The organism is Natrononativus amylolyticus (genome assembly GCF_024362525.1).
In the GTDB taxonomy this organism is placed as follows: Archaea; Halobacteriota; Halobacteria; order Halobacteriales; family Natrialbaceae; genus Natrononativus; species Natrononativus amylolyticus.
Map to the genome: position 1 here is coordinate 20,497 of NZ_CP101460.1, position 22,460 is coordinate 42,956.

Here is a 22,460-nt window from a genome sequence, read left to right on the forward strand (position 1 = left end):
GCGTAAAAACGGGGCGTTTAGTCGTAGTCGATCCGCGGATCCAGATAGCTATAAGCGATGTCGACCGCGAGGTTTGCGATCAGGACGATTACAGAGTAGACGAGTATGGTCCCCTGTACGACGGGGTAATCACGTTGAAGGACGGCGTCGACAAGCAGTCGGCCCATCCCCGGCCACGAGAACACTACTTCGATGATAACCGTTCCAGAGAAAATCAACGGAACTTGGAGGCCGATAAGCGTGATAACCGGAATCATCGCATTCTTCATTCCGTGAGTATAGATGACCGCTTTCGAGCCGATTCCCTTCCCACGAGCGGTACGGATGTAGTCCTCGTTCAGTATCTCGAGCATTGACGAGCGCATGAGCCGCGTCAGTAAGCCGGCCCGACGCGTCCCCGTGGCGATTGCTGGCAACAGAATGAACGACCACCACGTCAGTGTCAACATTATCCCGCCACGGCCGGACACCGGAAAGAACTGCCACCGAACGGCGAACAGGTAGATGAGTACCAGGCCGAGCCAGAACGACGGCATCGACAGCCAGAAAATCGCGAATAGCATCGATGTATTGTCGACCCAGGAGTACTGGCGGACAGCACTGATGACGCCGAGGGGCAATGCGATAATGAGCGTGAGTGCCATCGCAACGATAGCGAGTTCGAGCGTCGGTCCCAGCCGATCGAGAATCATGACTGCTACCGGCCGCCCCGTCTGAATCGACGTTCCGAGGTCGCCCTGCATGACCCCGAGCATCCAATCGACGTACCGAATGTGCGCCGGCTGGTCCAGCCCCATCTCTCGCTCGAGTTGGGCAACCGCTTCCGGGCTCGCACCGTCGCCGAGAGCCAGACGGGCCGGGTTACCGGGAGCGAAGTAGACGATCGACGAGATAACGATCGTGACCCCGAACAGTACCGGGACCATCTGTAGCGTCCGTCGGATGGCGTATACGAGCATTCTTAGCTACGATCGACGTCGAGGACGTGAGTGTGATAGCGGTGCACGTCACCCCACCAGGGGTGCTCGAGGAATCCTTCCGCACTGATCTCGTTTTTGTGGGAATAGAATTTTCGATACCCCAAGAGCGGAACGGCCGGAACCTCCTCGAGGATGATCTCCTGTGCTCTGAGGAGGTCTTCTTCCTGTTCGTCGTCATCCGGTTCGATGAACGCAGAATCGATACGGTCGTCGAACTCCTCATTACGCCACATCGAGAAGTTATTCCCTCCCTCGTCGGCGTTGTGGTTGTCGCTATGGAAGCCCGACTCGAGCGTGTTGATCGCCAAGTGACCGCTGCCCAGCGCCATCGTCAAGAGGTTGTGCTCCAGTCCCTCCACCCGATCGTAGAGGAGACCTGACTCGAGGATTTCGAGGTTGACATCGAAGCCGATCTGACCGAGCATGTCCTGAACGACCTCGCCGACGCTCGAGTAGGGGTCCATTTCGAACGCGAAGAACGAAAGCTCGAGGGGCTCGCCATCCCGCTCTCGGGTCTCTCCTTCTCCGTCGTTCTCCCAGCCGGCGTCGTCGAGCAATTCGCGAGCGGCGTCGGGATCGTACTCATGACCGACGTCTCGGGCGGTCTCTTCGTCCATCGCACCGACCGCAACGTGTGGTGAGATGCTGTAGATTGGGTACGCCTCGTCGTTGACCGCCGCCGTAATGATCGCATCTCTGTCGACGCCATACGCGATCGCTTCCCTGACCTCTAACTCGTCAGTCGGCGGTGTTTCGACGTTCAAGACGAGGTAGTGTGGGTGAGCGTCGTCGACGCGAGTAATGTCGGTATTGTCGTGGTCTTCAACGTCGCCCGTGTCACTCGGAGACACCCACAGACTCGCATCGGCTGCCCCGACGGTAACTTCGTTGAGTAGCGTCGTCGGCTCCGGGACAATTCGAACGTGATACTCCTCGAAGTTTACCGGGCCCTGATTTCGAATGAAATCAGGGCCCCTGTCATAATCGTCGTTACGAACGTATACGATCTCTTCGTCCCTCGCCCACTCTTCTAACTCGAGTGGGCCACTCCCGACAATAGTCTCCTGTCCGTACTCGTCACCCGCGTCCTCAACCGCTTCCCGCGAGGCGAACCCCATGTGCACGTTCGAGAGATAGAAAGTAAACAGGGGGTGCGGTTCGTCGAAGTGAAACGTCAGTTCGTGGTCTCCTGTCTCCTCAATCGAATCGAGCGAGCCGAACTGCCAAGCGTTCGGTGAATTCTCGTGGGCGCGCTCGAGGTTCCATTTGGCGACGTCGGCGGTAAGATCGGTGCCATCGTGGAACTCGACACCTTCCTCGAAGGCAATCGTGTATTCGGTGTTGTCGTCGTTGGATTCGTACTCTGTCGCCAGCTGCGGGACCGGCTCAAAGTCGTGATCGATTGTGAACAGCCGTTCGTGAACGGGGCTGAGGCACATCATTTCGGGGACCCGGACTGCTGTGTGAATGTCGAGTGTTCCTGGGTCAGAATCGAGCGCGTCTATGAACACCGTCGGGTCCTCTCCGCTCCCATCGTCGTCACCCGTTTCGCCGTTTTCATCCCCCATACAACCTGCTAATGCGAGAACACCACCGGCACCAATTGTCTGAACTACAGTTCGTCGGGTGAGCGTGTTTCTGCCACCATATGCCATGGTATGGTATGACCCATTCTGGTATTTATACTTATCGTTGACGTCGGTTATAGGAGGGGTGTCTAATTTAAATTGGGTACGTCCATCCGCCGTCAAGGCTATTCGACTGCGAACAGTAAAGTATTACCTCACCAATGTGAGAGTGGATGACACGTCCATACCTTCCGTCGACAGCATACGATTCCCGCATCGACCGTGCCAGAGACGAACTCGCAGAGACTGATGCCGATGCGCTCTGTCTCTTCTCAGCGACGAGCATCGAGTGGCTCGTCGGCTTCTGGCACCTTCAGACCGAACGGCCGGTCTGTCTCACCGTTACCGACGAAACCGTACACGTCGCGGCCCCACGATTGGAACTCGAGCGTGCGGAGGTTGTGAGCCACATTGACCACGTACACCACTATTACGATTATCCCGGCGGAGGCGACGGGTATCCGCACCATCCCTCGCGAACTCCGGAAGAGACGATCGACGACATGCTCGCAGAACTCAACGTTGAGACGGTTTATGCCGATATGGACGGCGCACCCGGCTACTGGGGCTACAGCGGACCTACCCTCTCCGATTTAGCTGACGTCGACGTAAAGACCGTCGACTGGGTGACCGAGTGGCGAAAGGAAAAGTCAGCTGCTGAAATCGAACTCGTGATGGAGTCCGGCAAGTGGGGGAACCTGGCTCATCGCTACCTGGCCGAATACGCCGAACCAGGGAAACACGAGTTCTGGGTCGCCAAACGCGCCAGTCTCGACGCTTCTATGGCTATGTTTGACACCTACGGCGACGAGTACCAGTCGCACCTCCGCGGCGGGTTTCCGGCCTCCTGTGGCTTCCTCTCCGGGCCGAACACGGCACTGCCCCACGGCCTCACCGAAAACCGCCGCCTCAAGGAGGGTGACGTTCTCGTGACGGGCGCCTCGTCGAACGTCGGCGGCTACAGGAGCGAACTCGAGCGTACCATGTTCGTCGGCGAGCCGAGCGACGAACAGGAACACTACTTTGAGCTGATGCTCGAGGCTCAGTCCATCGCCATCGACGAGAGTGGACCGGGCGTTCCGTGCTCGCACGTCGACCAGGCGGTTCACGACTACTTTGACGAACAGGGCGTTCTGAAGTACGCCCAGCACCATACTGGACACAATCTGGGCATGGAGGCCCACGAGCGTGAGTTCATCGATCGGGGAAGCGACGAGGTCATGCAACCCGGTCACGTCTACTCCATCGAGCCAGGAATCTACGTGCCGGATGAGGCAGGCTACCGCCACTCGGATACCATCGTCATCACCGACGAGGGTATAGAGATGGTCACGTACTACCCACGAGAACTCGAGGGGAACATCATCACCTGGTAACAACGGCCGGCACAACCGGATGGTTCGGTTAGATGGACCGTTCGCTCGGAGCGATCTCCTTCGGATACGTGACGTAGTTTTCGTAGCCGTTCGGGGTGATCTCGACAACGTCCTCGAGTCGGACACCTCCTCGTGAGGGGTCGTAGACGCCGGGTTCGACCGTGATCACGTTCCCGACCTGAAGTTCTTCGTCCGTCGAGAGAAACGGCCGTTCGTGGATGCTTGCGCCGATGCCGTGGCCGACACCATGGTAGAGGCCGACCTCGACGTCGCCTGTCTCGAACCCGTACTCGGCGAGTTCGTCGGCGACGCGGTTCTGGACGTTGCTGGCAGGCTGACCGGCACCGTCCTCGAGCACCTCCATCGCTCCCTCGAAGGCGTCCGACACTGCTGCGTACGCCTCCCGTTCCCATTCACCTACTTCACCCGGTACGAACGTTCGGCTCAGATCGCCGTAGTAGCCGTGGGGGCCTCGTGGTCCGAGATCTAGCAGTACTGTTTCGCCGGGCGCGATCTCGTCGTAGCCGGTGAAGTGCAAGTCCGCACAGGAGGTCCCCGCGCCGATGACGGTGCTTCCCCCACTGAGGCCGTTACGGGCGAGCTCGGCGTTCACCTCTCGCCGGAGGCGTTCGGTCGTCAGCGCCTCTCCCTTCCACAGGAGTTCGTCGCCGTTGACGGTCGCCCTCGCGAGGATCGTCTCCGCCCTGGCCATTCCCCGCTGAGTCGCCGCTTCGATCGCCTCGAGCAGTCCGCGCTCCGCCGGCGTTTTGACGATCCGCCCCTCCTGGATCGAGTCGGCGAGCACTACATCGTAGCCGAGGTCTCGGAACGCCCGAACCGTCCCGTGTTTCGCGTTACCAGGGAGGAGCAGACGATTTCCGACGTCGTGGCGCTCAAGAACGGTGTACGCTCGTTCCGTCGGTGGCGGCCGCTCCGCGGTCGTCGTGTCGACGACGTCGCCCGGAAACTCACGTTCTGCCTGTTCTCCGAAGCGATCGGGGGCACAGAGGATGGCAGTGCTGTCGGTGTATACGAACGCGTAGTCGCGGTCAGGGCCGCCAAAGCGCGACAGATAGGACAACATTTCGTCGAAGCAGTCCCCGACGTGGACGTACGCATCGGCGTCATGAGCTGCGAGTTTATCGTTGATGAATTCGTACTCCGTGTTCAATCGTCTCGGATACTCCATCGTGATTCCCTTCGATATGTTCATCCAAGAAGGTATCGACAGCCTACACAAGTGGTACGTAATCGTTGTTTCGTCACCGGCGCAACGAATACCGCAGTCGAAACTGCTTAGTTCGAATGCTTCCGTGGTAACTGTATGTCCACTGGAAAACGTGCGCGCCTCGACCGAATCGGGACGAACGGAAAAATTCTCAACGTGCCGATGGATCACGGAATTACGATCGGCGCTGTTGCCGGATTACGAAACATCGAGTCTACGATCGACGCCGTGACACGGGCCGGTGCCGATAGCATCCTCACACAGAAAGGGCTCGCCCCGCGCGTCCATCCGAACAAGAACGGCGCCGGCTATATCATCCACGTCAACGCCTCAACGACACTTGGTCCGGACGCCAACGACAAGCGCCTCACCGGAACCGTCGAGGAGGCCGTTCGCCTCGGCGCCGACGCGGTTTCAATACACCTGAACGTCGGTTCCGACTCCGAGCCGCGCCAGCTCGAGCACCTTGCCGAACTCACCGCTGACGCCGCCAAGTATGGGATGCCAGTCCTCGCGATGACCTACGCTCGCGGCCCCGGCATTGACGAGCACGACCCGAACAGCCTCGGTCATGCAGTTCGCCTCGCTGAGGAGGCCGGTGCTGACATCGCGAAAACCGCCTACAGCGGAGATGCCGAGAGCTACCGGGACGTCGTAGAATCGACCGCCATTCCGGTCATTATGGCCGGCGGCTCCCCGGGAACCGACCGGGAGATGCTCGAGAACATCCGCGGCGCAATGGACGCCGGTGCCGCGGGCATTTCGATGGGGCGGTCGATCTTCCAGCACCCCGACTCCGAGGCGATGGCCCGGGCTGCTTCTAGTATTGTTCACGACGACCGTTCGCCTAGAGAAGCCCTTGAAATTGCCGAACTCGAGTCGTTAGACTGAGCCGACAACAGGGGTGGCTACCGGAACCGATTCTCGCGACCGACAGCCGTTGAGCTTACTCTGTTCGGTCGGTCCAGAAGTCGAAGCCTCGGCCAGGAGCGAAGACGTCAATCGCAACGGCGCGCTCGTCACCGGTGTTTTCGACACGGTGTGGCTCTCCTGATTCGAGGAGTACGGAGTCGTGTTGCTTGAGTCGGACGTCGTCGTTCTCGGTGAATACCGTGATTTCACCCTCGAGGACGACACAGACCTGTTCGTTCTCGTGATCGTGCATGGGAGAGGAGTGCCCAGGCGGCTTCTCGAACCACTCGAAGGTGAACTGGTCACTGCCCGCCAGCGAGACTCGGCGCCATCCTTCGTCCGGCTCGTACGTGTCTGCGTTATCGAATCGTACAGGTTTCATCTGCGGTGTATGACTCAGTCGAGGTAAAAAATCATAATTGTTTGGGTTCTCCAGACCAGGAAGGATCAGAAGACAGTATTCAAGCGGTAAGATCTATAAGTTCGACGCGGACGCGCCTCCGTCGATCGGCACCGCCACCCCGTTGAGGTAGCTCGAGCGCGGTGAGCTAAGAAACGCAACAACCTCTCCAAGCTCGGTCGGTTTGCCGATTCGCTCGAGCGGAATTCCCGAACCGCGGGCGTCGATACCGTCTTCGTAGGAGTCGTACTCGCCCCGGTCGACCGCCTGTTCGACCAGTTCCTGGATTCGGGAGGTTTCGTGGGGGCCGGGCAACACCGCGTTTGCTCGAACTTCGGGGGAGAGTTCCTTCGAGAGCGTCTTCTCGAGGCCGACGACGCTCATCCGAACCGAGTTCGAGAGAACCAACGAGTCAATTGCCTCCTTGACGCTCCGGGAGGTAATCGTCACTATTGTGCCGCCGTCGCCTTCACGGAGGGGGGCGGAGGCCTCGCGAACAAGTCGGACGACACTCATGACGAGCAGGTCGAATGCGTCGTACCAGTCCTCGTCATCCAGTTCGAGGAACGGTCCACTCGGCGGGCCGCCGGCGCTCGTTACGAGATGATCCAGGCGGTCAAACTCGTCGAGGGTCGTCTCAACGAGCGTTTCAATATCGTCCGGGTCCGTTAGATCACCTGAAACGCCGACGATCCGACCATCCCCGAGTGTCTCTAGATCGGTGACCGCCTCGTCAAGCGCGTCCTCGTCGCGCCCGTTGATGACGACGTTGGCGTTTTCTCGCGCGAAGACCTCAGCAGAGGCGTAACCGAGGCCGCCACTCGAAGCCGTTGTCAGTGCGACGTTTCCGGCGAGTTCTAAGCTCATACCACTCATGCGATATTCTCGAGCCCATATAACTCTTCGGCCGGGAGCTACCTTGGTCGGATATCCTGCCAGCACCGACATCTGGCTGAAACTCTTCAGTTGGATTACGTTGGCACTCGACTGGCTTGCCCCCGCGATCTCAACGTGAGCTGAATAGGTCCAGCTGGGGCCAGGAAGCAACACTTCGTCACCAGTATCAACTTTTAATGGTTTGTATCCGTGTTGTCGGATTCATCCTCGGGGTCAAGCCCCGGGGTATTCTCCCCGACCGCCGATAACAATTCAATCGTTCTGAGAATCGCGAAGTAGTCTGAAACGGAATACTCAATCGATAACGGTTCCTTCTTCGAGGGGGCTACCACCATCGAACCGGTCACTCGAAAGCATAGAGATATCGATGGAATGTGCTTCCCCGTCAGCGATAAGCTCGGCAACGAGTTGACCAGTTGCGGGTGCTTGCATAAACCCATGACCAGAAAAGCCAACGGCATTGATGAAGCCAGGAATGGCCTCCTCAATGATTGGATGGTGATCCGGCGTGACGGCATATAGCCCCGCCCATGACTGTCGAATCTCTGAACGAGGGCCAAAGTAATCAGCGCACTTTGCGGCCTCTTCAACTACTTGCGCTGCCCATTCGAGAGAAACGCGGTTAGAATACTCATCAGGATCCATCTCTGGGTCTAAGTCAGTAAAATGCCCCCCAGCCACGACATTCCCATCACGTTCCGGGCGGAAGTGAACACTCGCATCAGCGTCAATTGTAAACGGAACAGTATCAGGAACCGACGTTTCAGGGTCAACGATTACGAGCTGACGTCGACGTGGCGAAACCGGCAGCGAAAGGTCCACCATTTTTCCGACCTGTGCCGCCCAGGGACCGGTAGCGTTAACGACGAAATCGGCGTCAATTCGGCCCTGATCCGTCTCAACACCGGAGACGCTCCCGTCGTTAGCGCAGATCACGTCTTTCACTTCGACCTTTGTTCGAATATCCACGCCCGCATCGTTTGCGGCGATCGAGAAACCCTGCAACCCTAGATGTGGGTCTGCAAATCCATCCGTTGGCGAATACGTTCCGCCGACAAATTCCTCAGTTCGAAGGGCAGGGCAAAGTTCGCTGGCTTGCTCGGGAGTAACGAACTCACTCGAGACCCCGATTTTGTTTTGCTTTCGGACATTTTCACGAAATCGATCCGCAGTCTCATCTGTTCGAGCGAGGAAGAGATAACCGGGTTGTCGATAGGTGATCTCCGTATCGAATTCCTCATCAAAGGTTTCCCAGACTTCGATACTCGCAAGGGACAACTCCGCGCTCACAGGTGAGGAGAACTGTGCTCGAATACCGCCATTAGCTCGGTCAGTACTTCCTGATCCGAGGGTCCCTTTCTCAAGAACAGTGACATCGACGTTACGCTGTTTGAGATAGTACGCACTTGCAAGTCCGACAATCCCCCCTCCAATAATGACAGTGTGCATGGAACACGATACCCAGTCATCGTATATAAGAACTTGCGCCGCACAAATCAGGAAAGGTAGAGTCAAATGTCAATATACGGGTCGTATGCATCGACGATCGCTATCTACGACAACCTATGACACTCACTCGAGTCGGTGACTGACGAGATCGAGTGCTGGGCGGGGAGCTGGCTCGAGGAGTCGGAGCGACGAATAGCGGTGCGTCTTTTCACTCGCTCAAATCGAACGCCACCGCCAGATCCGTCGGCCAGTAGACAAACCGGTACCGTCCAGCAGGGAGGTCGGGACAGACCTCGAGCAGCGGGTGGCCAGTGTCGAAATCGCCAGTCGCCATCTCGAGCGTCCAGTCGAACCCGGTGTGAGGCTGATGGGTGTACCCTTCGTCGGTGTAGCCTGGCCCGTACCCGTCGTCGTCGTAGACGCGAACGTCCTGCCATCCGGCGTCGGTGTAGACCTCGAGACCGAACTTCTGTGCGTTTCCGGTCGTCTGTGACTCGTTCGTAGTATTGACCATCTTGATCGCTACCGACTCGCCGCGATCGACGGTGAGCCGATCGACGCGCATGGAAAATCGGTCTGTGTCACCCCAGGTGACGTCCTCGACCGGCGACATGCGTGTGACGTCCTCGTCCGCGCATTCGAGTGCGGACGGAACGATGTCGGGGTCGCCATCTGGCCGAACGTACCCCTCGAGTTCTTCTGGCTCGACGGAGATGTCGAGCGCCGCCTCGACGGTTTCCGTCTCGTCCCATCCGTCGGTGATCGTTACTTCAGTCCGAGCAGGCCACTCGGCGTCGTCGGCGACGGTCACACGCGCAAGTGCGGATGGATACAACAGTGCCTGACCACACTCCGCCCCCTTGTCACTGGTCTCGAGGACGGTCGCCGTCGCCGTCAACACCTCGCCCTCGAGGGACACGTCCTCGATTTCGAGGGTGTCGTGACAGATGTTCGGCCCGCCTGACTCGACGAACAACAGGAGCTGGCTCTCGAAGTCGGTTTCTCGGACGAACGGCCCGACGGTCTCCTCGAGTCGCTCCTCGGAGACGGCGTGGATCGGCGTCACGTGCGCCAGTCGGTCTTCCGAGCCGGCGAGCGCGCAGGTTCCGATCGCGTCCTCGTCCCAGTCGGGGCGGTCGGTTCGGGTCGTGTACTGGATCGTCTCGACGGCCTCGATGCCGTCGTCCGTTTCGTCGTCACCGTCGGTAGAGTCGTCGTCCCCAGCGGGTGAGTTGCCATCCGTTTCGCTTGCCAGACAGCCCGCCAGCGAGAGGCCTCCGGCGAGTGCGCCGTAGTGAAGCAATCGTCGTCGTGTCGTCGTGGTCATACGTCTGGATAGCGTCGCCGCTGATAAGTGCTTGTGGTAAGGTGAAAGAGCGATAGTACCCGCGAATCGGGAGGGGGTCGCGAAACAGTCGGTCAGTCAGCTGGCTCGAGTTCGACCGGGTAGAAACGTTGAGGAGGTGCTGGTGGTCGACGTATAGGCAGGAAATCGCACCGGCGAACTCGAGCGTGTGATGTACGCTCGTTGGTTCTCTAATAGTTGCTTGCATTTTGGAAATCGTGGCCGTGGTGAATCGCTATACGGCATTGAATTTGCCTAGTTCACAGCACGCTTGATGTTGTAGACGACACATCAAGAGATTTCACGGAACTCTCGATACCAGCTTCGCGCACACTCGGCGATGTCGTGCGTACGCTTGCTCACCGAGAAGACGGTTTCAGACAGCGCTCTCTGGCCGTAGAGAGCCTCATCGATCCGCGCGTTATGCGCGGGAGCGAAATTCATGATGTTTGATCAACGGTCTCACGCCCTCTTCCCTCCGCTTATCGCATAATAGCTGCCAATCGTAGCCGTTGTCGGCTGCGGGGCTGTGCAACTCGCCCGCGTTGCGGCGGGCGAGTTGCCAGCCGAGCAGGGTGTCGTGGCGCTTCTCGGTCGTGCAGTGAACGTCGAGAACAGCTTGTGGCTCAGTATCGACGAGAGCGGTTGTTTTGAGCGTCTGAACACGATAATTCGTCCGTCGGCAGTAGTGTTTGCTGGCGTTTTCGCGGTCGAAAAACGTCGTGCCCATCGCAGCATGACCGGATGGCTCGTGTAGCCCACAAAATCACGGAGTGATTTTGGGACGCAGCTGCACGAGAGCTTGCTCTTGTGAACGCCGACAGGCGCAACAGCACTCGCCAGACTGCCATCTTGATCCTGTCAAACGCCTTCACGAGCGTCGAGTGATCAGGGAGATCGGCCTTATCAAGGCCAATCTCCGCCAGTATTTGTGGCATCTCGGTCAGGAGATCGAGCGCCTCGCGGCAGGATTTCTCCAAATAAATCCGCAGACAATGTAGCGAAACAGCGGCATAGTCGGCGAATCCGCCGCCACCCTCCGGAGCGGCGGATTCGCCTCGACCACCAACAGCACTTTTAGCTAACGTCACTACCTTCCCAGTGAAGCGGGAGATTTTGGACAGTGAGCCTCCGCCGTTTCCCGCTTCAACTCCCTAGCTCTGCCGGACCAAGTCAGCGCAGTCTTGCGATTCACAAGAGCCAACGAGACAAAATAACCACGGTCGTCGATTAGCATGACCCCCCAGCGCGATCTACTACGACACTGTCTCGATCCTTCGCTAAACGAGCACGAATGCTATCATGCACGTTCAATTGTTGGGAAACTCAGATGATTGGATAAAACGGTGCGAGCTCGTCATCCCGGTACAGCACGTCGTCGTGGACGACCACCGTGTCCATATCACCGAGGAGTTCCCGAAACCCGGCAGCGTCGACCGTCATCTCGAATGCGTTTCCAGAGAGTTGAAACGATGAAGACTGGAGTGGGATAACGTACATGTACCCAATCTCCGGAAGTTCAGTTCGGACTGTGACCCGGAACGTTCCATCTCCATTTTCGGCTGCAATGACCGGGGCGATGTAGATCTCTTCTGAGCGCACCAACAGCGTCGTCCCGTCGCCAATCACTGCAGCATCGTTCTCACCACCGTAGCGCGTCGCATACCGTAGCCCCCGGTCGAGAGTAACGCCCTCGGTCAACAGGCGAAGGAATGTCTGTCGAAAGTCGGCCTGTTCTGCTGATTGCGTGCGATTGGTGTGGACAATTGCGGCAACGCTTCCTCGCTCAACGAATGATCGACCAAGTTCTAACGAGGCAGGTCCGTCCAGGTAGACAATCTTGGTGTTCGACTGCTCAAGGTCAGCCAGTCGAAAGCGGCCGTCCGCACACGAAAGTCCATCCTCGCAATCACCGAGGTAGTGAAATAGATCGATCTCTGAGCGAAGTATTTTCGATATCTTTGCCCGCGACGGGTCGTCATGAACCTCGAGATCGACTGGGAGGGCGTACTCGTCGCGGTAAACGGCCGCAATCGAGTCGCAGATATCGCGGTCGCCGTCGCGGCCACGAACCAGGATGACCCGGCATTCTGTTTCCGGCCGGCCGAGGTACCTGGATTTGTTCACGTAGGCATCGGTCATCGGCCGGTATGCACCGTCTGGTGGATTCGATGTGAGCCAGCCGACGAACGGCGCCTCGGGCGCACCGATGGTTGCGTTTGGATTGGCTGCTGAGACGCCGGTACCGGGTGGGATGGCGTTCGTTCCTCGTTCTTCGGTAGCGCCTGGAATGAAAATCTGCTGAAGATCGGCTAACATGAACGGCAGTGCCTGCGCGTTATCGAGGGTTGGTTCGACGACGGTCAACGAATGCCATGGCGGCAGACCTGGCTCGATCCGTTCATAATCGATGTCGAGGTACGTTTGGAGTCGGTCAGCGAGGGAAGCGGTTCGACACCACTCCGGATCAAAATCGAGTGACGTGAGAAGTTCAACGTCGACGGAGTCTATCTCGAAGTACTGGTCAAACCGAACGAGGTTATCTAATAACACTACTCGGCGGAGTAGCCTGCCGACCTCGAACTGGAACGATGGGAGGGGGGAAAACTCCTCGTGCAGTTCCACGTCGGGTGCCGAGAGATAGGGGGAGGACGCCGTCGTCAAGTGAACTGTGGCGCCCAGGTAATACGCTAGCGGTGCAGTGGGAAACAGATACTCCAACTCGTCCGGAACGTAAAGTTCGATATTCGTCTGCGTGGCGTGTGCGACAACCGGTTCCGGGATGGATTCGGCACCGTACTCGATCGCCGGCGGGTGACCACGACTCATTGGTGCAGCCCGATCCGGCTCTGTATCGGTGACTGACGCCGAGGCGTACGTCAGTGCGGTCGCGATTCCGCCAGTCGTCGGTGGGACGGTGACGGTGTGTCGGGGGTACTTGCTGAGGCTTAGGAAACCGATTGTGACCGACGTTGGGTGCTCGAACGAGAGTGTGAGCTCGTTTTCGGCGGAGAAGGTGATCGTCGCGGCTTCGTCGAATCGAACGAGAATTTGGATGTTTGCATCCATCCGCAGAACGTAAGAGTCGGTTGGTAGTTCGGGCTCGCCCGAGTCACTTTCGACTGTCGAATAGTTGAAAAACTCGCCGGTAGCATCCGCATTGGCGACTTCGGCATTGGTACAGTGCGGGAAGAATAGTTCCGTCGCCCGGCCGGAGACAGTGGCATCGACGAAGTAGGGTAGCCCCTTCTCTGGAGCGGGCTGATCCCATCCAACGGTGTCGACTTGAACCGAGCTATTGGTTACGTCGACCGCCTGGATCGTCGTGTCCACGAGTGTTACCTCAACCATCGCAAAGACAGATGAAAGGAAACAGGATAAGACTATTGCCCATCATCGAGTTTGGATTCAGCCATAATTTCGAACCGCGCACCGCCGGAGTCGCTTTGAGTGACAGAAACTTCCCACCCGTGAGCACCGGCAATTTCGGTGACGATGGAAAGGCCGAATCCGGTGCCGTCGGGATTCGTTGAAAACCCCATGTCCAGTACTTGTTCGCGTTCGTGCTCTGGAATACCCTCCCCGTTATCGGCTACGAAGAACCCGCCGGACTCGAGTGTCCCGACCTGAATGGTAACCGTACCATCATTGTGCTCGATAGCATTGCGAATAAGGTTCTCGAAGAGCTCCTGTAAGCGGTGTGGATCAGCCGTTAGGTGATCGCTGTTCTTGATGGTCAACGACGCCGCGCCTGTATCCACATTCTTCCAGGCATCGCGAACAATGGCCTCGAGCTCGACCCGCTCGGTTTCACCGATAAGGGCACCTTCCCGGGCGAGTGCCAGTAGTTCGTCAATCATCCGCGTTATTCGATCGAGAGCCGCGTCGACTTCTTTCAAATTGTTACTATCACCTGTATCGACTGCCATTTCGAGGTATCCCTGTGCAACGTTCAACGGATTGCGGAGGTCGTGGCTGACAATGCTGGCGAAGGCGTCAAGCCGCTCATTTTTCCCCTGGAGTTCACGTTCACGGCTTCTCATCTCACTAATATCTGTGTAGATAAAATATCCTTGCCGGCGATCGTCGTCACTTGAGACGGGGACGCTGCGAACCAGGAACGGATTTCGACCGTTGACAGTCTGGCGGACTACTTCCCGATCTAGCCGACCTCCTTCTGTGACTGTTTCGTAAAACTTGTCGGCGGCGTCCCGTTCCTCTTCGGGAACCAGAAGCTCCATGGCAGACGCGCCGATGGCATGCTTCGGCTCGTACCCAAACAATCGGACGAACGCCGAGTTCACCGCTTTGATATGCGGAATACCGTCTTTGAACTCGTAGCGAACCGCGGCGTCCGGAATGTTCTGAAACAGGGCGGCAAACCGGTCACGCTCCTGGGTGATCGTATCCTTGAATTTGACACGTTTCAACGCGTGGGCCACGTGAGTCGTCAGCAATTCCGCAAGTTCGCGGTCGGTTTCGGTGAACGCAGTCGGTTCTTCCGAGAGAACCTGAAAGATACCGTACCCGTCGATGGGAACGGAGAGTGCGGATCGAAATGCCTCGTCCGTCGGTTTGGCGGCGGGCTCGCGGTCGATATCGTCGATGACGAACGTCATCTCCTCCTGAAATGTTCGACCTGCGATACCTTCGTCGGCACGCAGACGTCTCGGTTCGGTGTAGATATCCGAAGCAGAGGCAGCTACCGGAAGGAGGAGATCGTTTTCTACCCTGCATACGACGCATGCTTCGAACTCTAGAATGGTTTCGGCTGACTCGACGGTAATATCGGTAATTGCCTCGTGAGAAGTTGCGGATTCGAGTCTGGACGCGGTCGTGTGAAGTCGCTCGATTTTCTCTAAGGATCTTTCCCGGTTGAGGGATCGGTCTGGTGCGGGTTGGAACAATGTAAGCCCCCACGTGGCAGCTAGCGGTCTCGTTTCGACGATGTAGGTACCTTCTCCTATGACAAACTCGCGAACGCGTCGTTCCCCCTTCAGGGCAGCGGTATAGTTCGCATTGAGGTGTGCCGCAGTCACTGGATTCTCGGTGAAAGCTTCGTCGATACTACGTCCCTCGAGCGTTGCTGGGTCGAGTGCAGTTTCGAACTGGGTACCCGCTGCGAAGACGTGTTGGTGGGTAGTGTCGAATACACAGATGAAAACGTCCTCGTCGGCGACGAGTGAACGGAGTGTCGGCTTCCAGAAGTGATATCGATTTACCCGTTTCGCATGCGACGCCTCGAGCACGTTCAGCACCCGTGTCACAGCCAATCGACCCCAGTCATCTGGGCTGCCGTCGGCCACTACGATGTCGCTCGCTCCGGCGCTCAGCGCAGCAGTGGTTCCGATCTCATTTTCTGAAGTGATGGCGACGATGGGAACCGTGGAGATACGATCAGCGGCCGCTTCGATTCGCTCGAGTAGACTGTGCTCTGAATCCGTTCCAATCACGAGACAGTCGAGGTCCTCAGGCTCAATGCCGTTGATCGTGGTGCACGAAGTGATCTCGATGTCGTATTGGTCGTTTACACCCGCCCGAAACGATTCGAACTGCGAGACGAGTCGATCGTGGATCTCGGGTTCAACGGCGAGCACAACCTGGCTGTGTTCTATGTCCATCCTCTGACTACATGAAATTGGAAGGTTCGATACAAATCTTTACCGGTCCCACCAGGGGGTTTCTTCTTGAAACCGATTTATTTCGGGTCATCGCTAAGCGGTTTCGTGGACCAAACAGACACCCGAAGAAATTCTGTCCACCGTCCATGGGACGTTGGCCGTGCTGTGTCTGAGTAAACAAGCTGAAATAGCGTACCAAGACGGCAAACGGCCGTATTATGGCTTAGAGACAGCTGAACAACACAAGACGTTCACGGTCCCAATTCGATACTAATTGTCACGACGGTAAGTTTCACATACGCTCGTGGCCGCTCAAGAGATCCAAACCTCGTACGAGCAGGTGATCGAGATTCGAATAGTTCCTTGCGGCGTGTGCATCTTTACCGCTAGAGTTAATAAAAAACCATAGTAAACAGTAGAAATGATTACTCGTATGCTGATAGAGAGTCGACCATGAGCGGTATCGACTGCTGTTGGCAGCGTAGCAAGCGACTCGAAGAACCGGTTGCTGAGTACCGATAGAGTTGTACTCGAGCACTCTTCAACTGGATTGAATTCCGATGAATACGCTGGTACCGTGACACGGTCGGGCTCGTCACGAACCTGGCGGCCCGTGACGACTGCACTCGGAAGTGCGGCGCTCTATCGAAGACACCAATCGAGTCACCTTCGCACGCTTTTCATACTGCTAAAATGAGGTGTGTGGTACGTTCGTTAGTCACATACTTTTCGAATCGGGAGAAAAAACGACCGCTGTTCTCGGTGATTGCTCCCAACAGATGCGTCCAGTCGCATTGACCAGAGAGTTGATCAGGCATTCGAGTGCCATGCGGAAACCACGCGGCACGCGGTTCAACCTGAACGGATTTCTTGGTTTGAACGATAAACACTACCGTGGCGTCCATTTCCCGCCGTTCTATTGCGTTCCTCAGGGACCGTTTCTTGTTTCTCGACTTCCGATTCGGCGTTGTCCAGCGTGGCTTTTGATTGCTCGATCCCGCTTCTTTGAGCACCCATCGGCAACTCGGAACGAGTACTCGACATCGGACGATTCGACAAGATATTGCTGAACCAGCGCCGGCGTTCACACCGGTGCATTAATCCCAACTCGTCGGGAAACCCGTGGACAGTTTCTTCGAACCTTATTAATCGACTTTCTGATATCTCCCGTTCAATCTCAGAACTCTGTCATCAATCACGCTCGTTCAAGCGACTCGTCGGTGTTGAGTTGCATGAGCCATCTATAAATTGTTGGTCGCTGAACGCCATACCAGTCGGCTAGTGCAGTCTGTGTGACACCATTTTTACGTAATCTCCGCGAACAGCCGTTGTGTCGGCTTCTCTCCGTCCACGTTGTCCAGGGCGTTTCGCATATCCTCGACGGAGATCTCGTCACGATAATCCACTACTGTAGGGACAATTACTGAGTAAAAAATTCTAACATATACCATTGTCGTAACTGCAAACCAATGCATACCTGATCGCGAGACATGTCGATGACCAGCGTACAACCCGTTCGAGTTTCCCGCCCCACAACACGTGGGATTTTACCGACACCGTCCTCCTCAACCAAGATGGGTACGACAAGGGTTGACCGCGCAATGGGTTCCCTGAAATGACAAGTCTACAGCTGGTGGGACGGTTCGCCAAACATGGGCCGCCTCTCAAACACTCTTCGACTGATGGCACGAACAGAATTATCCAGATGGAGGAGATACCACCACCGAGTACCGACAAGAACGATGCATATTCGCTCGAGATGGTCCACGAGGAAGACTATCGTCTTTGAGGATATGAGCCGTATTGGCTGAGAGATACGGTACATATCGTATGTGAACTTACGGTTGCACAAACTTTCATGCTACAGGTCTGTAATTAGACTGTTATGATCATGAGCGAAGCTACGCACTCCTGTCACCAATCGAAATCAGTTTGAGTTTGCTAGGAGTGAGTTTAGCGATCGGTTTGAGTGGTGTCTTAACATCTCCTGATAGCCATCCGGTTACGCTCATTTCGGATGCTATTGGCCTCGCTGCATTTGCCACCACTGGTGCAATCGTTGCGACTGCGGCGAATGTTTCAGCCTTTGGTGTTGTCGCTATCGCAACAATCAACGCAGCGGTGGTGGTGCAGTTGCAGATATTCTCCTCGATCGTCCTCCATTTATCTTGTTCGACGACTTTTATGCGAGTTGTGCAGTCTTGGGTGGAAGCACGTATTGGATTCTTATAAGTGTGGGCTCCACTGGAAGTACAGCCGCAGCAGGGTGTGCAGTGGTGACATTCGGGACTCGATTTGTAGCAGTTACGTATGGTTAGAACCTTCCCACAATACAAAAGACCGGTTTGATTAGGCGTTGACGTTCTCTCCTAGTAAGCTGTTCAGTTCCTTACTGAGGAACAAGTGGAGAAACAGTAGAAAACCCATCGCTCTATTGAGATTTTGCGAAAGAGTTGACCGTCTTGGGAGCGTCAGGGTATTTTAATCCGCACACACAGTATTGCTATGCTTTTCAATACTGAATGGGCCAACGGGTGATGGATACTACACCCACTATTCATTTGTGATTGCTGGTGGATTGGCAGGTTCACAGCCACCGATATAATTGCCCAGTGGGTAGAGTGAAGGCGGTTCTCAAGAAGAAGTCAACGAAGCAATTAACCAAACCATTGATGTATCGGTATGTGGATGACTCCGACGTCCCCTATTGGCCACAACCAATAGTGCGTCTCGGGGGCGGAATACACAACTGGATTCACAAGCAACGGTTCAAGTTAATAACGGTATTCGTATAACATGTACCACTCGCCTTCAGTCGGCTACTCAGATCCAATTATCCTTTAAAGGTTAGTTGGTACTGCTAAGTCTATTGAATCTACGTTACTAATCGTACACTTCACATGACTAGGTGGACACCGCCTAACTTACGGCACGACGTGTTACAAGCATATGGTTGTAAATCCATCTCTGAGTGTGACCATAACGTTCTGTTCCTCAATGGGGAACAGATGAAGCTGATATTTCCATTATTATTCGACCTGCATTTTGCCTCTGTTAACAGTTTTACACTTTGGGGCCGAACGGCAAAATAACACTCGGATAGCGTTCCTCAGGTGGGAACAGTCTACCTGGGGATAGTTGCTCATCCATACGTGACGTTAATCTCGATGACGTTGGCTGCCTGTGAAACGAGTTCTGGGATTTCCTTCTTGAACCGTTCGCCCTTGATTCGGGTCGTCGGACCGGCTACGCTAATTGCCCCAAGGACGCGGTCGTCCGTACTCAAGATGGGTGCTGCGACACACTGTAGCCCCTCGACCCGCTCTTGCCCGCAGTAAGCGACCCCTCGCTCCCTTATTTCCTCGAGCGAGTCGAACAGTGTCTCCCGATCGGTGATCGTATACTGAGTTTCTTTAGGTAGGCCATGAGTGTCGAGAACCTCGTGTACCCGCTGTTCGGGAAAGTTTGCGAGAATTGCTTTCCCAAGAGCGGTGTTATGCAGATAACGTCGTTTTCCGGTGTGGGTGTCTAGCGTTACCGCATTGTCCCCATGGGCACGAAAGAGGTAGACACCGCGTCCATGCTCTTCAACCATCAAGTTCGCGACCTCGCCGGTTTGATCTGCTAAGTTCGTGACTTCTGGACGGGCAATCTCATAGATCTTCCGACGCTTTCGGGCGTACTCGCCAACCTCGAAGAAGCCAAGACCGAGATCGTAAGTATCGCCGTTTTTCACAACATAATCATGCGCTCGGAGTGTGGAGAGATGATCGTGAACCGTACTCTTGGACATCCCCAGTTCGTCAGCTAAGGTGGTCACACCTGCGCCTTTGAGCTCACGTAACGCGTCGATCACCCGGATCGTGTTCTCGGTCGTCCGAAGTGGTGCGGTTTGTGGCGTTGCCATACGATGAGGGGGGTGGTGCAGGAACATAAATATTGTACCTCTCTCAGGAATCACAGATCAGTTTGATGTTTTATGAACTAGATGTTAAGCCCGCTTGGATATTGGGACCTCGATGGGTGTAACACCAAATCAATTCAGTTTGCCGAGTTCGTATCAGTCGATCAGGTTCGTTCCTCTATAAGGAACGCAAATCAATCGTCACGAACGAGGTTCAGATACTCGAGTACTTGCTGAACCACACACCTAGTATAGCGGTAGATTGCGAATCGACTAGAGTTTCGCAGATCTAAGCGGTGTTGTCGGAGATACTGACACCAGTTCTTATATACGATGGCTAGCAATCGGTTATCATGCATACGGTGATCGTTGGTGGCGGAGTTATCGGACTATCGAGTGCGTACTACCTGAGAAAACGCGGCATCGAGGTGACAGTTCTAGAGAAGTCTACGCTCGGTTCGGGGAGCACAGACCGAGCAAACGGAGGTATTCGAGCCCAGTTTTCGTCTCCGGTTAGCGCAAACCTTTCACTGGCGAGTATCGACGTCTGGGAACGCTTCGAAGCCGACTTTGGCATAGACCTCGAATACCGCCGTCCAGGATATCTGTTCCTCGCTCGGACGGAGACCACGGCCGAACGGTTCCGCGAAAACGTTCGAAAACAGAACGAGCTCGGCGTGCCGAGCGAATTTGTGAGCCCCGAACGGGCCGCGTCGCTCTGTCCCGAACTTCACACCGACGAGTTCGTTGGTGGGGCGTATTCGCCGACGGACGGCTTTGCAGACCCTCATCTCGGCCTACAGGGGTTCTCTATCGCGGCAACCGAGGCCGGTGCCGAAATTCGGACGAAGGTCGAGGTGACCGACGTCGAACTCGATGGAACCGGGCAGGTGCGCGGCGTCACGACGACAGACGGGGCGATCGATGCCGATTACGTCGTCAACGCAGGGGGCCCTTGGGCTGCCGAAATCGGTGCAATGGCCGGACTATCGCTCCCAATCTCACCTCGGCGAAGAAAGCTAGTCATCGTTGATCCGGCGATCCCCGTCTCTGACGACGTCCCGTTCACAATCGATGCGGACGCCAGTGTTCACTTCCGCCCAGAACGAAACGGAAACGTCGTCGCTGGTGGCCATTTCTCCGAGTCTGACCCTGAAATGGATCCCGATCGGTTCTCGGAACGTGTTTCACTCGAGTGGTCAGCGCAAGTCATCGAGGAGGCAGCAGAGTGCGCTGGCTACTTTGGACTGGATTCTGAAATCAGACAATCGTGGGCGGGATTATACGCGGTGACACCCGACCACCATCCCATTATCGAAGAATCCATTCCGGGATTCATTAACGCGGTTGGTTTTTCTGGGCATGGGTTTATGCAGGCACCTGCTACGGGAAAACTCGTTGCTGAAATCGTTGCCGATGGGGAGCCACACTCGGTCGATGTGTCGATGCTTTCGAAGGATCGGTTCGATGGCGGAAGTCCGCTTGAAGAAGGTACGGTGATTGACTGATCGAGGTGTTTTCACAAGTTGCCGCTGTACGCCAACTGTGTGGCAGGTGGTTGATGGTACATTGGTACAGAATTCCTGTGAATCAAGCACCATTTTGAATCTGTTACTCATAGGGGTGGGGCGTGTATCTCTCTTTCCGTGGGAGATAGAGGAGGGATCGACGTTGAAGCGATACCGGCCGAACAGAAAGTGAATTGACCCGTGATAGCTCCGAACCTATATGTATGATGGGGGCACATGACATTCTATGTCGGGGACGGCAACAGTCAGTCAATGTGTAGTTCAAGAGATAGCCAAAGAGGAGGGGATCGACCCACTTGAGTTGAGGTGGTCACTTTACGGGGTCATCGATCCGGACGCTTTGAATTCCCTCTTCCAGTCGACTGCCACTAAAGAGACCGATACGAAAATTATCGTCGAATTCAACTATCACGACTATACAGTACGTGTTGAGGACGGCGACGTCCACGTGATTAAACCGGCGCGTGCGACTGAAAGCTAAATCAAAAACAGCTCACAGACCAGCGTCGGCGATGGCCGGCTGGAGATAAGACAACGTATCCGAGAATGGCAGGGTTTTAGTTATGTTCGATTTGGTTGGCCAAACCAACCCTACGGTGAACATCGCCAAAGCTACGACTCCAAAGAGATTCACTTTGATCATCCCGCCTGCGTTGTGAACGGAAATCAGAAACTCGACCACAACGATGACGAGGAAATGCTTTCCAACACAGGTCTTCGTCTACGCCGTGCGTTTCCAGAACAATGTCCGTTCCGATCGACTGCTGGGAGGGAACGATAACGCTCGTAGATGTCGACATTTTCACATCCTGATCGATCAACTGGCGTCCAACGATCTATATTTTGCACCCAAACGGAAACCGTCATGGGTGAGAATAGATTCGAAGAGATGGGTGAAGCGTTACTGAACGATGCGGAGACTGATCGGTTGTACCTTGACGGTGACGACGAATTGGACGACTCTCAGGACCGATCACACTGCACCCCACCACCCGACGGCAGTGCCGTTTCACTGACGTTGGTTGTCGGTTCGGCATGTTTCATCACGGTTCCCAGGATCGGACGTCAATACGTTCCGATAGGAATCGGTATTGTCAGAAGCGCTCGTTAGTTGCAGTGCCACCAATGAGCGATGCACTGGGGGACGATCCCCTTTCGAAAGCAGTCACGTGGAGGCGAGCACGTCGATCT

General features: G+C 55.9%; 14 protein-coding genes and 3 pseudogenes. 5 read left to right on the forward strand and 12 right to left on the reverse strand.

The features are described 5' to 3' along the window. Positions 1-17: 17 nt before the first annotated feature. Both NMQ11_RS19090 and NMQ11_RS19095 read right to left on the reverse strand, forming a co-directional pair. Complete coding sequence (locus NMQ11_RS19090; RefSeq protein ID WP_255171714.1) at positions 18-959, reverse strand: ABC transporter permease; 942 nt, start codon at positions 957-959, stop codon at positions 18-20. A gap of 2 nt (positions 960-961) precedes the next feature. After that, a complete protein-coding gene (locus NMQ11_RS19095; protein WP_255171715.1) occupies positions 962-2,635 on the reverse strand; it encodes an ABC transporter substrate-binding protein in 1,674 nt (557 codons plus the stop codon). A 146-nt stretch (positions 2,636-2,781) separates the two neighbouring features. Here NMQ11_RS19095 and NMQ11_RS19100 point away from each other — a divergent pair, with 146 nt between their 5' ends. Next, positions 2,782-3,984, forward strand: a complete 1,203-nt coding sequence (locus tag NMQ11_RS19100) for a M24 family metallopeptidase (RefSeq protein WP_255171716.1) — start codon at positions 2,782-2,784, stop codon at positions 3,982-3,984. Positions 3,985-4,012: 28 nt separating this feature from the next. On the opposite strand, the gene NMQ11_RS19105 is transcribed toward NMQ11_RS19100, so the two are convergent. Beyond that, positions 4,013-5,173 carry a M24 family metallopeptidase gene (locus tag NMQ11_RS19105; RefSeq protein WP_255171717.1) on the reverse strand — a complete coding sequence of 387 codons (1,161 nt, stop codon included), beginning with the start codon at positions 5,171-5,173 and terminating at the stop codon, positions 4,013-4,015. Positions 5,174-5,308: 135 nt separating this feature from the next. Between NMQ11_RS19105 and NMQ11_RS19110 the strand changes: the two genes are divergently transcribed. Next, on the forward strand, positions 5,309-6,103 hold the full coding sequence (locus NMQ11_RS19110) for a 2-amino-3,7-dideoxy-D-threo-hept-6-ulosonate synthase (protein ID WP_255171718.1): 795 nt from the start codon (positions 5,309-5,311) through the stop codon (positions 6,101-6,103). A 55-nt stretch (positions 6,104-6,158) separates the two neighbouring features. Here NMQ11_RS19110 and NMQ11_RS19115 read toward each other — a convergent pair whose 3' ends face one another. The 8 genes and pseudogenes from NMQ11_RS19115 to NMQ11_RS19150 form a co-directional block, all read right to left on the reverse strand. Next, complete coding sequence (locus NMQ11_RS19115; RefSeq protein ID WP_255171719.1) at positions 6,159-6,506, reverse strand: cupin domain-containing protein; 348 nt, start codon at positions 6,504-6,506, stop codon at positions 6,159-6,161. Positions 6,507-6,599: 93 nt separating this feature from the next. Next, entirely contained in the window at positions 6,600-7,391 is a 792-nt protein-coding gene (locus tag NMQ11_RS19120) for an SDR family oxidoreductase (RefSeq protein ID WP_255171797.1), read from the reverse strand. Between the two features lie 324 nt (positions 7,392-7,715). Further along, entirely contained in the window at positions 7,716-8,870 is a 1,155-nt protein-coding gene (locus tag NMQ11_RS19125) for an NAD(P)/FAD-dependent oxidoreductase (protein ID WP_255171720.1), read from the reverse strand. A gap of 208 nt (positions 8,871-9,078) precedes the next feature. Then, positions 9,079-10,197: a hypothetical protein gene (locus NMQ11_RS19130; protein WP_255171721.1), complete on the reverse strand. Its 1,119-nt coding sequence runs from the start codon at positions 10,195-10,197 to the stop codon at positions 9,079-9,081. Positions 10,198-10,506: 309 nt separating this feature from the next. Further along, positions 10,507-11,339 (reverse strand): annotated as a pseudogene (locus tag NMQ11_RS19135) (IS5 family transposase). A gap of 202 nt (positions 11,340-11,541) precedes the next feature. Continuing rightward, positions 11,542-13,566 (reverse strand): hypothetical protein, encoded by a 2,025-nt coding sequence (locus NMQ11_RS19140; protein WP_255171722.1) that lies wholly within the window; start codon positions 13,564-13,566, stop codon positions 11,542-11,544. Between the two features lie 32 nt (positions 13,567-13,598). Continuing rightward, complete coding sequence (locus tag NMQ11_RS19145; RefSeq protein WP_255171723.1) at positions 13,599-15,836, reverse strand: sensor histidine kinase; 2,238 nt, start codon at positions 15,834-15,836, stop codon at positions 13,599-13,601. A gap of 438 nt (positions 15,837-16,274) precedes the next feature. Then, positions 16,275-17,242: pseudogene (locus NMQ11_RS19150) on the reverse strand (IS630 family transposase); the annotation flags it as partial. Between the two features lie 499 nt (positions 17,243-17,741). On the opposite strand from NMQ11_RS19150, the pseudogene NMQ11_RS19155 reads away from it, so the two are divergent. Further along, positions 17,742-18,154, forward strand: a pseudogene (locus NMQ11_RS19155) (trimeric intracellular cation channel family protein); the annotation flags it as partial. 824 nt (positions 18,155-18,978) lie between these two features. On the opposite strand, the gene NMQ11_RS19160 reads toward NMQ11_RS19155, so the two are convergent. Continuing rightward, positions 18,979-19,743 (reverse strand): IclR family transcriptional regulator, encoded by a 765-nt coding sequence (locus NMQ11_RS19160; protein WP_255171724.1) that lies wholly within the window; start codon positions 19,741-19,743, stop codon positions 18,979-18,981. A 350-nt stretch (positions 19,744-20,093) separates the two neighbouring features. Here NMQ11_RS19160 and NMQ11_RS19165 point away from each other — a divergent pair, with 350 nt between their 5' ends. Both NMQ11_RS19165 and NMQ11_RS19170 read left to right on the forward strand, forming a co-directional pair. After that, positions 20,094-21,248: an NAD(P)/FAD-dependent oxidoreductase gene (locus NMQ11_RS19165; protein ID WP_255171725.1), complete on the forward strand. Its 1,155-nt coding sequence runs from the start codon at positions 20,094-20,096 to the stop codon at positions 21,246-21,248. A 247-nt stretch (positions 21,249-21,495) separates the two neighbouring features. Then, on the forward strand, positions 21,496-21,750 hold the full coding sequence (locus NMQ11_RS19170; protein ID WP_255171726.1) for a HalOD1 output domain-containing protein: 255 nt from the start codon (positions 21,496-21,498) through the stop codon (positions 21,748-21,750). The last annotated feature ends 710 nt before the right edge of the window (positions 21,751-22,460 follow it).

Excerpts from the sequence above, each read along its gene's own strand:
- NMQ11_RS19110 (WP_255171718.1), top strand. The coding sequence starts at position 5,309 with ATGTCCACTGGAAAACGTGCGCGCCTCGACCGAATCGGGACGAACGGA.
- NMQ11_RS19100 (WP_255171716.1), top strand. The coding sequence starts at position 2,782 with ATGACACGTCCATACCTTCCGTCGACAGCATACGATTCCCGCATCGAC.
- NMQ11_RS19120 (WP_255171797.1), bottom strand. The coding sequence starts at position 7,391 with ATGAGCTTAGAACTCGCCGGAAACGTCGCACTGACAACGGCTTCGAGT.
- NMQ11_RS19115 (WP_255171719.1), bottom strand. The coding sequence starts at position 6,506 with ATGAAACCTGTACGATTCGATAACGCAGACACGTACGAGCCGGACGAA.
- NMQ11_RS19160 (WP_255171724.1), bottom strand. The coding sequence starts at position 19,743 with ATGGCAACGCCACAAACCGCACCACTTCGGACGACCGAGAACACGATC.
- NMQ11_RS19090 (WP_255171714.1), bottom strand. The coding sequence starts at position 959 with ATGCTCGTATACGCCATCCGACGGACGCTACAGATGGTCCCGGTACTG.
- NMQ11_RS19145 (WP_255171723.1), bottom strand. The coding sequence starts at position 15,836 with ATGGACATAGAACACAGCCAGGTTGTGCTCGCCGTTGAACCCGAGATC.
- NMQ11_RS19105 (WP_255171717.1), bottom strand. The coding sequence starts at position 5,173 with ATGGAGTATCCGAGACGATTGAACACGGAGTACGAATTCATCAACGAT.
- NMQ11_RS19170 (WP_255171726.1), top strand. The coding sequence starts at position 21,496 with ATGTCGGGGACGGCAACAGTCAGTCAATGTGTAGTTCAAGAGATAGCC.
- NMQ11_RS19165 (WP_255171725.1), top strand. The coding sequence starts at position 20,094 with ATGCATACGGTGATCGTTGGTGGCGGAGTTATCGGACTATCGAGTGCG.
- NMQ11_RS19130 (WP_255171721.1), bottom strand. The coding sequence starts at position 10,197 with ATGACCACGACGACACGACGACGATTGCTTCACTACGGCGCACTCGCC.
- NMQ11_RS19140 (WP_255171722.1), bottom strand. The coding sequence starts at position 13,566 with ATGGTTGAGGTAACACTCGTGGACACGACGATCCAGGCGGTCGACGTA.
- NMQ11_RS19125 (WP_255171720.1), bottom strand. The coding sequence starts at position 8,870 with ATGCACACTGTCATTATTGGAGGGGGGATTGTCGGACTTGCAAGTGCG.
- NMQ11_RS19095 (WP_255171715.1), bottom strand. The coding sequence starts at position 2,635 with ATGGCATATGGTGGCAGAAACACGCTCACCCGACGAACTGTAGTTCAG.